We start from the raw sequence: 12,753 nt of genomic DNA on the forward strand, positions 1-12,753 counted from the left end.
GCATGGAGGGCGTGCAGCTCTTCGCCATGACCACGCCGCTGCTCACCACCTCGTCTGGCGCCAAGATGGGCAAGTCGGCATCAGGCGCGGTCTGGCTCGATGGCGACATGCTCTCCCCTTACGAGTTCTGGCAGTACTGGCGCAACACCGAGGACGCCGATGTCGGGCGTTTCCTGAAGCTCTACACGACGCTGCCGCTCGACGAGGTGGCGCGGCTTGAAAAGCTCGGCGGCTCGGAGATCAACGAGGCGAAGAAGGTCCTCGCCACCGAGATCACCGCCATGCTGCACGGCCGCGACGCGGCCGAGACGGCCAGCGAGACGGCGCGCAAGACCTTCGAGGAAGGCGCGCTCGCCGACACCCTGCCCAGCGTCGAGGTGGCCAAGTCGGACATCGAGGCCGGCATCGGCATCCTGGCGCTGTTTGTCACCGCCGGGCTGGCCGGCTCGAACGGCGAAGCCCGCCGCCATATCCAGGGCGGCGCCGTGCGCGTCAACGACCAGCCGCTGACCGACGACCGCCGCGTCGTCACGCTTCAGGATCTCGGCCCGGAAGGCGTTGTGAAGCTTTCGCTCGGCAAGAAGAAGCACGTATTGGTGCGGCCGGTCTGATCGGCCGCACCTTACTGCGCGGTTTGGGATGGCTGCTGCCTGTACTCGAAGATCGAGCGGAATATCCCGGGCGCCACGACTGACAATGGGTTGATGTTGAGCGTCGGCTTGTTGGCGTTGCCGCGCAACCGGTAGGTGACACCGATCAGGCCACGGTCGCGCCCGTTGCCGAGCAGCGGCCCGAACAGCGGCAGTTCACCGAAGATGCGGTTCAGCCCGTAGACCGGCATGAAGGTCCCGGTCATGTCCATGTTGTTGTTCGGATCGTAGAGCGTGCCCTGGAAGGTCGTGCCGATGCGCGGGCCGCGCAGCAGCCCGTTCGCCAGTTTCAGGTAGCCGGACCCCTTGTCGATCTCGGCGAAGCCACGCTCGAACTGCACCCTGGACGTGTCGATATTGCCTTTGACGGCCTCGTTCAGGCTGCGCGTATCGCCGGCCGGCGTCGTCGATACGATCGAGGCGAGCTTTGGTTCGTTGACGACGTAAAAATTGCGGGCGTCCACCTGTCCCTTCATCGGCCCGTCGGCGGACCCCGAGAGCGACAGCGTGATCGCGCCGCCTTCCATATGCTCGTAGACGTTGAGAAAGCGCAGGATCGCGCCGGCATCGGCGGACTTCACCCTGAGCACTCGACCGCCTTCGCTGGCGGTGTTGTCGATCGTGATCGCGGCGCCCGAGCTTGCCGCGGCGGTGACGTTGAGCCCGTTCACGCGCGATCCGGCGGCGCTGTATTCGAGCTTGAGATTGGACAGCACCTCGTCATGGAAGCCGGTCAGCGATGCCACGTCGGCGCTCACCGAGACAGCGTCGCTGCCCGCGCCCTTCGTCGCGGTGTCGACATCCGAGGTGAACTGCTTGATCAGCGAGCGGGCATCGAGCGACGCGCCGCTGACGTCGACGGCATAAGCCTTGCCCGAGCGCCTCACCGAAACGGCGACGTCGTCGCCCCGGTTCAACGAGACCTTGCTGAAGCGGGCCGTGGACAACGCGCCATTGACCAGCGTCACATTGCCATCGATTGAAAAGCTTTTGCCGTCGAGATCGAAATCCGAGAGCGTGGTGGTGCTGCCGGACTTTGTCATGTTGAAAGCGACCTTGGCGGGGATGCCGGCACCCTTGCTCCAGCCGGCCCAGGGAATGTCGAGCCTGGCATTGGTCAGGTCCGCCGAGACCTGCTGGGCGCCCTGGCCGCTCTTGTCGATCGCCACCTTGATGGTTCCCGAGAGCAGGTCCGAAAGGCCGGGCATGCTGGCATTGCGCGTCTTGTCGTCGAGGACCAGCGCAACCTTGCGGCTGCGCGCCGGCCCATCATCTTCAAGGGGCTCGACGAGATCGAGCTCGGCCGGAATGCCGTTGAGCTTGGCCTCGGCCAAAATCACCGCCTGCTTCGGCCCGACGGTGATCGAGCCATTGGCCTCGGTCACCGTCTGGTCCTCGAAGGGCTTCGCCAGCGACAGGTCCTGATAATCGAGCGAAACCAGCCAATCGAGCGTCGAGGTGTCCATGCCCTTAGTAAGCGGAATGTAAGCCCTGACGTGGACGCTGAAGGAGAAGGAAAGGTCCTCGGGTGCCAGTCCGACATGGCGCATGGCATTGATCGGCTCATAGGAGGCAAGCTCGGCGATCGCCGGGGCCTCACCCGCGACGTCGATATCGAGCTTGCCGACCACAATCGGCAGGTTCGCGTTCTTGATCGTCAACGTGCCGCCGCTTGCCGCCACCGTGCGGCCGCTCGGCATGTAGACGCTGCCGGAGGAGAGCGCGATGTCGACATCGTTGCCGTGGAAGGCAACGGCGCCGACAGCGTCACGCACCGGCGGGATGCGCCCGGCGGTATCGAAGCGCGATCCTTCGATCTGGAAACGGCCGAACACTTCGTCGCCGGTAAGCGGCACGCCGTTGCCCAGGCGCCCCGGCACGACCTGGAACTGCAGATTGGCGTCGGTCACCGTGCCGCCGAACAGATTGCCCAGCACCCAAAGCCGCGCGTTGCGGGCCGAGAACCACGGCCACAACTGCTTGACATGCGAGACCGGCATGTCGTGCACATTGAGCGACAACGATACGCCCGGCGGACCGTTGTCGACGAAGGCGACCGTGGCGGCGCCCAGCACCTCACCCGGTCCGCCGGAGCGCACGCCGATCTGCTCGGCGACGAGCTTGCGGCTCTTCGGCTGGTAAACGCCGGCGATACGGGCCAGGAACTGAAGCGCCGGTTCCGGCGATTCCGAAGGTGCCAGCGTCGAGCCATCGCTGGTGAGGTCATAGCGGTAGGCGGGTTCCTCTCCCGCCACTGCCGGCTTCGGCCCGATCGACCCGGCAAAATCGAAGCTGGAGCGGCCGCTTTTGATCAGCAGCCGGTCGACCGAGATCTTGTTCGAACCGGCCACCAGCGTGGCATCGGCATCGACATCGGTCGGCAGCAGCCCGCGTTCGTCCAGGTCGAGCACCGAACCGTTGAGCGAGAGCGAGGCCGCCAGGCGCGATGGGCTGTCGCCCGACGCCTCCGAGCCCGAGAGCTTCAACGCGATCGACCCCAGCTTCGCGCCCTCCTCGGACGAGCCGGCCTCGGTCGAATTTTCCTCGCCGGAGGGGCCGGCTATCTCGAGCTTGGCATCCAGCGACGAAATGCGCCTTGCCGTCGCATCGCGCGTCGCCGAGGCGACCAAGGTCGCGTGCCGGCCATCGACATCGGCATCGTAGGAGGCATGCATGCTTCCCGTGCCGCTCTGCGCGACGGTCGCCGAAGCGACGGTCACGCGCTTGGCCGGCCCGGTGTCCGGCAGATCGAACTCGACATTGCTCAGGTCGATCTGGCGCATGGAGTCCTCGCGCACGGCATCCAGCGCGTCGTTGACGCTGGCAAACACCGCCGTCGACACTTTCTCCGGATCGACAAGGCCGTCCTGGTTGCGCAGCGCCGCCGTCCAGTCGCCGCCGCCGGAGGGCATGGCGGCCACCACGATATGAGCGTCGGAAAATCTGGCGCTGGTCAGCCGGACATCACCGGAAAGCAGCGGCAGCAGGCGCATGCCGAAACGCACGCGTCCGATATCGGCCATGGGTTTGCCGTCAGCCGTCTTCAGGCTGACGTCGTTCACCTGCAGGGCAACGAAGCTCGACCCGTCGAGCGTCAACCGCGCCGCGCCGACGGCGACGTGGACGTCGACGCCGGCGAGCTTCTCGATGGCGGTCTCCGCCTCGGCCCGGAGGCGCTCCGTGCCGATGCCCGAGGCGCCGAGGACATAGACGCCCGCCGCCGCCAGGAGCACGAGCGCGCAAAGCCCGGCAAACACGCGACCGAGAATGCGAAAGCGCCGCCGCACCGCGGCGCGGCCAAGCGGCGGCACGCTGCAGGCGGACGGAAGCGTCGCCAGGTCGGTGATCTCGTCACGCCTGAACCTGATCTTCTCGTGCTGCGGTTCTTCCTGATCCAAGCAATATTCCGTTGTGACGAACTCGTCGTGGACGAATCCCCGCCTCACGTTATATCGATGATCTCCCGCGCGTAACCGCAAACAAGGGCATCGATATGGCTGATCTCCAGGTGGGCGACGCAGCACCCCAATTCGATCTTCCGCGTGACGGCGGCGGCTCCCTCAGCCTCGCCGCGTTCCGGGGCAAGCCCGTCGTACTCTACTTCTATCCGCAGGACGACACCACAGGTTGCACCAACGAGGCGATCGGCTTCTCGCAGTTGAAGCCTGAGTTCGAAAAGGCCGGCGCCGTGGTGATCGGGCTCTCACCCGATAGCGTGAAGAAACACGACAAATTCAAGGCGAAGCACGATCTCACAGTCGATCTCGTCGCCGACGAGGAGCGCAAGGTGATCGAGGCCTATCATTTGTGGGTCGAAAAGACGATGTACGGGCGCAAATATATGGGTGTCGAGCGCGCCACGTTCCTGATCGGCACGGACGGCCGTATCGCCCGCATCTGGCGCCAGGTTCGGGTCAAGGGCCATGCCGAGGCCGTGCTGGAAGCCGTTCGCGCGCTCTGAGCGTCGCCAATCGACAATTATGGTCGTTACTCGTCAGGTGCCTCGGCCTTCGGCTGGCGCCGCGTCCTCCAGGATTTCGAACGATGGCTCACCTTATCGGCCAGCGCGGCAAGATGGCCACGCAAGCCGCGCGCGCCCATCATGGACGACAGTATGACTGATTGCGTGGCGAAGCGCCGCTTGAAATCCTCGCCGCCGCAGAGAAAATCGACCGTGGCAAGGCCACGGTCGAACGACCATTGGATGTAGTCCATCATCAGTACCATACCCGGCGAGGCGCGCTCGTATTCGGGATCATAGGTGGTGACGAAAGCCATCATCGTGCCGTGCTGCTCGAAATTGATCGAGACGGCGACGATCGTGTCGTCAAGCTCCAGCACGAAGATGCGCAACAGGCCGAGGTCGGCCAGCACCGAGATGAGCGCGGCGAGAACCGGCGAGCCCTTGTCGAACAGATCCGAGGCACGACCATGGCGAGCGAGCCAGAGGCGCTTCAACGTCGCGACGCGCTCGAGCACCGGCTCGCGTGGGTCCTCCGCATCCAGCAGCCGGAAACGCAATGCACCGCTTTCTTCCATGAACTTGCGGCCACGACGATAGTTCTGCCGGCCCTTCTTGGACAACGTCTCGAACCATTCCGCCCCACGCTGCCAGGAGCCAGCGACACGATAGCTGATTTCAGTGCGGTGGTTGGGCCGAAGCGCCTTGCCATGAACCGGTTCCAGCAGGGCATGAACACCGGCATCCGGCAGCAGACGGTTGAGGTAGATCAGGTCGAAGCCACCCTGGTCAAAAACATACTGCCAGAGGCGGGAGATCGCCTGCGGGTCGGTGTCGGGCGCAACCAGCGCGTCGCCATAGTCACTGTGATCCTTCGCCGCCCATTCGAGTATGCGGATGCCGGAACGCATGAAGGTCGCGAGCGCTATCACGCCATCGAGCCTGTCGCCGTTCCAGGCAAGCCCAATCCTGAGTGCGCGCCGCTCCTGCTGCGGGGTGGTGCGCCACCAGGCTGCGATCCAGTCCGGGTGCTGGAAGACAAGCCCGCCAGCCCGCTGCCAGAGCGCGCTCCAGGCGGGTGCGATCTCGGCCAGGCGCGCCGCCGATGTCACGACTTCGAAGGTGCGTGTCCGCGGGATTGCGAGCACAACGGGAGCGTTCATGGCCGTGTCCCCTCCGAGGCTCGCGAGGTGCGTGACCCTGACTTTCCGGGTCGGATGCGCCTGGCGATATGTCCCCACATCCGCTTGAGCGGCATGACGTAAAGGCCTGCGAGCGATTGATAGTCGCGCACATCGCGGTCGACCAGCCCGAACTTGAAGTCCTCGTCAGGCCTCGGCACACACAATGTTCCGAAGAGCCGGTCCCAGAACGAGAAGAGCAGCCCGAAGTTTTTGTCGTAGTGGCGCGGATCGACGCTGTGATGCAGCTGATGCCAGTGAGGACACAGGATCAAATGGTTGAGCGGGCCGAACGAGATCTTGAAATGCGTGTGCCTGACGAAATCCATCATCAGAATGTTACGCATGACGTAGACGTTGACGCCAAAAACGGTCAGTTCGACAAGGTTCAGCGAAATCAGCGACCAGATGCCGAAGCAGAACCCCACGATGATGCCGTCCCAAGCTCGGTTCATCAACTCGTCGAGCGGATGGACCCGGTCCTTGGTGATCCCGACCATCACCTCGGCCGAGTGATGCACCTTGTGCAGTTCCCAAAGCAGCGGATAGCGGTGCTGGGCGACGTGATAGAGATAATAGGAAATGTCGTAGGCGAGGAGCATGCTGACGGTGAAGATCAGAACCGTCACCGGCCCTGCCGGCCCCTCGGTCAGAGGCGGCTGGAAGTCGAGCAGTGTCGAGAACAGCCAGTTGGTCCCGTAACCCACCGCCGTGACGAAGACGATTCCGGCGGGCAGCATCAGGAAAGGCATAAGGGCCTTCTTGGTGACCCAGAACAGAAGATCGGCCTTCGCGGAGGGATGGGTGATGACCTCGTGCGGGATGGCGAACTCGAAAAACTCCTTCCAGCTCTTCTCCTCGACCGTGCGCCAATAGGCCACAAGCGCGCTGAGAAAGGCAGTCAGCAGCAAAAGCCCGGTCGCCAGCAGACTGGTGCCCGAAATCTTGTCGAGGATCTTGCCAACCAGATCGTCCAGCATTCCTACCGCCACGGTGAATCCCAAATACCAACACGCCTTTACTCGAAAAACGTCAACTAAACGCAATCGAAGACAGTTAAGAAACCCGAGCCTTTGCTCTGCGAGCCATAGGCTGCTCCTGGCAGAACATTGGTGTCCATCGCCAACGCGGCATGACGTCCGCGTCCTGGAGATTTTCGCGCAACCTCGTGCCCGTGCTGCGTGCATTCGGCGCCGCGCAGTCGGCACGGCAAGCCTTTGTTAACCCTAATAATGTGTAATCGAGCTCATCGTTGGTCCCCGTAACGAAAGCTCGGTCCCCGTGAAACCAACCGGTCAGTCAGCGGTCTTCGGCAGGCGCAAGGAACCGCATACGGTCATCATCGCCCGGGGCAACGAGATAAGGCATTTCACCATCCGCCCCTGGCTCGCCGCCTTCATCGGCTCGGCCCTGGCGGCAATCGCCATTGGCTATCTGCTCGCCACCTCCTACCTTGTGCTGCGCGACGACCTGATCGGCGCCACGACGGCCAGGCAGGCACGCATGCAGCAGGCCTACGAGGACCGCATCTCGGCGCTGCGCGCTCAGGTCGACCGCATCACCAGCCGCCAGCTTCTCGATCAGCAGCTGATGGAAACCAAGGTCAGCGAGCTCTTGGCCAGGCAAACCCAGCTCAGCGAGCGGCACGGACGGCTCGGGCCGATCCTCGAACGCGCCGAGAACGAGGTCGGCGAGGCGCAGGCGACGGGGGCCGCGGCGCCCAAGCCGGACGAGCACGCCGAGGTCACCGGCAGCCTCTCGCAGGCGCCGACCTACTCCGTCGCATCCTTGGGCGCGGGCGACACCAGGCCCTTCTCGCTCTGGTCGACGAGGTCCGACCCGCTCGATGGCGAAACAGCCGCAGATCGTGCAGATAAGCTGTTCGTGTCGATCAATGCGTCGCTGAAGGCCATAGAGAACCAGCAGCTTTCGCGCATCACCACGCTTGCCGATAACGCCTACAAGAATGCGGATGGCATCGTGCAGGCATTGGAAGCGGCGGGGCTGCCGGTCGACAGCGAGCTCGACAAGAGCGATGTCGGCGGCCCGCTGGTTCCGCTTGATCCCTCAATGGCTTTCGACAGCAAGGTCAAGGAGTTGGACGAAGCGCTTGACGCGCTCGACCAGGTCAAGAAGGAGGCGCGCAAGCTGCCGCTCGCCAACCCCGCCCCGGGCCATGCGGTGACCAGCCCGTTCGGCGTCCGCACCGACCCCATCCTTGGCAGCGCCGCCCTGCACACCGGCATGGATTTCAGGGCGCCGCTCGGCATGCCGGCCAAGGTCACGGCCGCCGGCACCGTCACCAGGGCCGGCTGGGCCGGCGGCTACGGCCGCATGGTCGAGGTCGACCATGGCAACGGCTTTGCCACACGCTACGGGCATTTGAGCGAGATCGATGTCACCGTCGGCCAGAAGCTTGCCGCCGGCGAAATCATCGGCAAGACCGGCAGCAGCGGCCGCTCGACCGGCCCGCACCTTCACTACGAAGTGCGTCACGACGGCGAGGCAGTCGACCCGTTGCGCTTCCTGACCGTCGGCAAGAAGGTCGCGCAGTATCTTTGACCGGCTGATCCGACACCGGCGCCGGCGAAACGCTAAGCGCCGGGATCTTCCTGCCCGGCCAGGTACATCGTTGCCGCCGAAACCAGAGTAAGGACACCGCTCTTCAACGCGGCCTCGTCGACGCGGAACCTGGCGTGGTGAAGCGGATAGACCGATCCGGCCTCCTCATTGCGGATACCGAGCCGGAAATAGACCGACGGGCGTTTCTCGCTGTAGTAACCGAAGTCGTCGGCAATGCTCCATCCCGGCACGTTGAGAGCATTTTCTACGCCGATGCTGGCCCTGGCGCCGGCCATGATCAGGGCCGCCATCCCGGTATCGTTGATAACGCCGGGTTCGCCCCGGTGGATGTCGATCTTTACGCTTGCGCCGTGACTTGCAGCTATTCCTTCAAGCATCTCGCGAAGCCGGCGCCAGGCACGCTCACGGGTGGCGTCGCTGCCGCTGCGTATTGTGCCTTTGAACGCGACCTTGCCGGCGGTCACGTTGTAGGCGTTGCCGCCGTCGATGGCGGTCACCGAGATGACCAGCGGATCGTAAGGATCGGTCTCGCGCGAGACGATCTTCTGCAGCTCGCCCACCATGGAGCAGGCGATAGCCAGCGCGTCGATACCCTCATAGGGTTTTGCCGCATGCGCCGCCGAGCCGGTGACCAGCACGTCGAACGTATCGCACGCCAAAGTGTAGGGGCCGGAGCCGACCGCGACCTTGCCGGATGGCGTATACGGATCGACATGGACGCAGATCGCGGCATCGACATCGTCGAGAAGCCCCTCCTCCACCACCCGTTTGCCGCCAGACGGCTCGTCCTCTTCTGCAGGTTGGAAGATGAGGCGGACGGTTCCGCCGAAACTGTCGCGTGAGCGATTGAGATGCGCGGCCACCGCCAAGCCCATCGCGGCATGCGCATCGTGACCGCAGGCATGCATCACGCCAGGATTTTCCGACGCGAAGTCGACGCCGGACTCCTCTTCGATCGGCAAGGCGTCGATATCGGCTCGGATCGCCACCTTGCGGTTCGAGGGCCGGCCGGTGCCGACGATATCGACGGCAAGCCCGTAGCCGGCGACGTCGCGGATGTCCGCAATCCCCTGCTCGACCAGCATCTCGCGCAAATAGCGCTGCGTGCCCGCTTCGCGGTTCGAGAGCTCCGGGTGGCGGTGCAAATGGCGACGGATCTCGATCATCCGATCGAGAATTCCGGCATCGATGTCGGGCGCGGTGTCGCTCGCTGAAGACGGCCGGTCAGGATTTGACATGGATATCCCGCGGGAACTTCGTCAGCGTTTCGTTGCCGGTCTCGGTTACCAGAATGGTCTCGCTGATCTCGATGCCCCAGCCGTCCATCCACATGCCCAGGATGGAATGGACGACATTGCCGGGTTGAAGCACCGTCTTGTCGCCGGGCCTCAGGCTGATCGTATGCTCGCCCCAATCCGGCGGATAGGCAACGCCGATGGAATAGCCGATGCGCGATTCCTTCTTGAGCCCGTGACGCTCTATGACCTTGCGCCAGGCAGCTTCGACCGCTTCGGCGGTCGTGCCCGGGCATACGGTATCGAGCACAGCATCCATGCCTTCGATGACGGCCTTTGCCGTGTCCGCGACGCGCGCCGGCGTCTTGCCGAGCTGCATGGTCCTGGCGAGCCCGGCGGCATAGCGGCGGCAGACGCCGGCCAGCTCGAGCGCGATCGTTTCGTCCTTTCCGAACCGCCGGTCGCTCCACATGATGTGCGGCGCGGAGGCGTTTTCGCCGCCGAGGATCGTCGGCGGCAACGCGGTGATGTCGCCGGCAAAATCCGGGCTGCCGGCGATCTGCGCCGCCTGGATGGCGGCGATCGCGTCGCACTCGCGTACACCTGGCGCAATGACTTCGTAGGCCCGCGCGACCGCCGCTTGCGCCAGCCTCGACGCCTTGCGCAGATAGGCGATTTCAGGCGACGATTTAACCGCGCGGATCCAGTTCACGAGCAGATCGGCGTCGTGCCATTTCGCATTGGGCAGTCCGGCGACGAGCCGCGCATGCGCCTTCGGTGAAAAATAATAGGCTTCGAGCTCGATGCCGATATGGCGATTGCCCCAGCCCTTGGCGACGATCCAGGCCGCGATCCAGTCCATCGGATGACGGTCGGCGCGCTGAACATGGTCTTCCGGGAAGCCGACCACGTTTTCCGGCTTCATCCAGGCCGTCAGCAAGCCGCCGGCAGCATCCATGGCGCGGCCGATCCAGACCGGCTCGACCTCCTCGATCGGAACAAGCACGACCTGCGGCGTATAGAACGACCAGCCGTCATAGCCGGTGATGTAATGCTGGTTGGCGACGTCGTTGACGATTAGGAGTTCGATGCCGCGCCTGGCCATCACGGCGCGGATTTTTCCGAGCCGCTGCTGGTATTCTGCGCGGGCAAAAGGCAGTTCAATCATCTTTTCTCCTCACCGAACTGATCTGATCGGGAACAAGCCGCAGCTTCCTCCTCGTTCACCATTGCGGTGGTTTTGACCAACCGGCAATCAGCCAGAACAACGCATAGGCAGGGCCTATCCCAGCCGTTGATCGGCGGCATGGGCAACTTCAGCGCCTCCATTCGGTGGGCCGATGGTTATCCGCCAGCTATCGGAGCCGTTGACTCGGACCAAGTTGTAGGATGATATGCATCACCCGATATCAAGACATGAACTCTTATGACCGTCCATCGCCTCTCGCCGGAAATCCTCAGCGCCATGGAAGGTGCCGTCGGACAATACGGCATTGCCGTCGAGCCGGCTGGGATGGCGAAATATCTGGGAGACTGGGCCGGCGATTATCAGGGTGACGCTCTTGCCGTGCTGCGACCTGGTTCGGTCGCCGAAGTGCAGGCGCTGATGCGCCTGTGCAATGAGCTCGGGCTGGGCGTCGTTCCACAGGGCGGCAACACCGGCCTGGTGTCAGGCGCGATCGACAGCAAAGGCGGCGGCCTGGTCGTCTTGAGCCTGGAGCGGCTGAACGCCATCCGGCGGATCGATGCGGGGAACTTCACGCTGCAAGCCGACGCCGGCTGCGTGCTCCAGACGATCAAGGACGCGTGCGAGGCGCGGGATTGCCTCTTCCCGCTGGCGCTCGGCGCGCAAGGCAGCTGCCAGATCGGCGGCAATGCGGCCACCAACGCCGGCGGCGTCAACGTGCTACGTTACGGCATGGCGCGAGACCTGATCCTGGGCCTCGAAGTGGTGCTGGCCGATGGCGAGCTGTGGAACGGCATCTGCGGCCTGCGCAAGAACAACAGCGGCTATGACCTCAAGCAGCTTTTCATCGGCTCGGAAGGCACGCTGGGCATCCTCACCCGCGTCGAGGTCAAGCTGTTTCCGAAGCCGGCCAAAACAGAGACAGCCTATCTCGGCCTGGCCTCGTTCGAGGCGGCCGTCGCGCTTTTCAACCGGGCGCGCCGCGACTGTTCGGACCTGATCTCCGCCTTCGAAATCATCGGCTCGGAATGCATCGAGCTTGCCCGGCTGGTCGACCCCGCAATGAGAGCGCCGGTCTCGGCGCCAGTCCATGTGCTGATCGAATTGTCGTCCAGCGCCGCCATCGACCTCAACGGTTTGCTTGCCGGCTTCCTCGGCGATGCCATGGAAAACGGCCTGGTGACCGACGCGGTCCTCGCCGCAAGCACCGCGCAGGCCAGGAGTTTCTGGGCGATCCGCGAAGGTCTTGTCGAAGGCCAGGCCAAGCGCGGCTATCATGTGCGCACCGACCTGTCTGTGAAGATTTCCGACATCCCGGCCCTGGTCGAGCAGGCCCGCCGCTTCGTCGCAAACGATCATCCCGGCTGGATGCCCCTCGCCTACGGCCACGCCGGCGACGGCAACATCCATTTCAACGTGCTGCCGCCGCTCGAACTTGCCGAACACGAGGCTCGTGCGCGTGGCGCCGAGGTCATCGCCGGGCTCTATGAAATAGCCGTCGGCCTTGGCGGCTCGATCAGCGCGGAGCATGGCATCGGCCGCAGCCGGCGCAAGGAATTCTGGGCCGGACTTTCGCCGACGCATCGCCGCATGGTCGCGGCGCTGAAGAGTGCCCTCGACCCCAAGGGCCTGATGAATCCCGGCTGTCTGTTGCCCGCGACGGAGACTGTTCCATGAAGCAGAGACTGGCCGCCATCGGCACCGTCGAAACGCTGCCGCACCGGGTCGCGGCCTTCCTCAGCCGCGAGATCGAATCCGGCGAACTGAACCCCGGCGCGCGGCTGCCGACCGAGCAGGAGCTGTCGGAAAAATTCGGCGTCAGCCGCAACGTGGTGCGCGAGGCGATCGCCCAGCTTCGTGCCGACGGCATGATCGAGGCGCGCCAAGGCGTCGGTGCCTTCGTGCTGGCGCCCGAGCAGCGCGCCGCGATCCGCATCGACCGCGAGGCGCTCAAGGA

10 protein-coding genes are annotated in these 12,753 nt (G+C 64.3%); 5 read left to right on the forward strand and 5 right to left on the reverse strand.

From position 1 onward, the window contains the following. The coding region (gene tyrS, locus EOD07_RS06640; protein WP_127234447.1) for a tyrosine--tRNA ligase at positions 1-611 on the forward strand (611 nt) is incomplete at its 5' end. A gap of 11 nt (positions 612-622) precedes the next feature. Here the strand turns inward: tyrS and EOD07_RS06645 are convergent. After that, positions 623-4,048, reverse strand: a complete 3,426-nt coding sequence (locus EOD07_RS06645; RefSeq protein WP_127234448.1) for a hypothetical protein — start codon at positions 4,046-4,048, stop codon at positions 623-625. Between the two features lie 95 nt (positions 4,049-4,143). Between EOD07_RS06645 and EOD07_RS06650 the strand changes: the two genes are divergently transcribed. After that, positions 4,144-4,611 carry a peroxiredoxin gene (locus tag EOD07_RS06650; RefSeq protein ID WP_073988595.1) on the forward strand — a complete coding sequence of 156 codons (468 nt, stop codon included), beginning with the start codon at positions 4,144-4,146 and terminating at the stop codon, positions 4,609-4,611. Positions 4,612-4,637: 26 nt separating this feature from the next. Here the strand turns inward: EOD07_RS06650 and EOD07_RS06655 are convergent, their stop codons facing one another. Both EOD07_RS06655 and EOD07_RS06660 read right to left on the reverse strand, forming a co-directional pair. Then, entirely contained in the window at positions 4,638-5,774 is a 1,137-nt protein-coding gene (locus EOD07_RS06655) for a GNAT family N-acetyltransferase (protein WP_127234449.1), read from the reverse strand. After that, entirely contained in the window at positions 5,771-6,772 is a 1,002-nt protein-coding gene (locus tag EOD07_RS06660) for a sterol desaturase family protein (RefSeq protein ID WP_127234450.1), read from the reverse strand. Before EOD07_RS06660 ends, EOD07_RS06655 begins: the two co-directional genes overlap by 4 nt. 301 nt (positions 6,773-7,073) lie before the next feature. Here EOD07_RS06660 and EOD07_RS06665 point away from each other — a divergent pair, with 301 nt between their 5' ends. Beyond that, positions 7,074-8,354 (forward strand): M23 family metallopeptidase, encoded by a 1,281-nt coding sequence (locus tag EOD07_RS06665; protein ID WP_127234451.1) that lies wholly within the window; start codon positions 7,074-7,076, stop codon positions 8,352-8,354. 32 nt (positions 8,355-8,386) lie between these two features. Here EOD07_RS06665 and EOD07_RS06670 read toward each other — a convergent pair whose 3' ends face one another. Together EOD07_RS06670 and EOD07_RS06675 are read right to left on the reverse strand one after the other, a co-directional pair. Beyond that, positions 8,387-9,613 (reverse strand): amidohydrolase, encoded by a 1,227-nt coding sequence (locus tag EOD07_RS06670; protein WP_127234453.1) that lies wholly within the window; start codon positions 9,611-9,613, stop codon positions 8,387-8,389. Next, on the reverse strand, positions 9,600-10,778 hold the full coding sequence (locus EOD07_RS06675; protein ID WP_127234454.1) for a M24 family metallopeptidase: 1,179 nt from the start codon (positions 10,776-10,778) through the stop codon (positions 9,600-9,602). Before EOD07_RS06675 ends, EOD07_RS06670 begins: the two co-directional genes overlap by 14 nt. Before the next feature lie 258 nt (positions 10,779-11,036). Between EOD07_RS06675 and EOD07_RS06680 the strand changes: the two genes are divergently transcribed. Both EOD07_RS06680 and EOD07_RS06685 read left to right on the forward strand, forming a co-directional pair. After that, positions 11,037-12,473 (forward strand): FAD-binding oxidoreductase, encoded by a 1,437-nt coding sequence (locus tag EOD07_RS06680; RefSeq protein WP_245469912.1) that lies wholly within the window; start codon positions 11,037-11,039, stop codon positions 12,471-12,473. Beyond that, positions 12,470-12,753, forward strand: a 284-nt coding sequence (locus EOD07_RS06685) for a winged helix-turn-helix domain-containing protein (RefSeq protein WP_164772094.1), incomplete at its 3' end; no start/stop codon positions are given. The genes EOD07_RS06680 and EOD07_RS06685, both read left to right, overlap by 4 nt.

The organism is Mesorhizobium sp. M2C.T.Ca.TU.002.02.1.1, assembly GCF_003997225.1.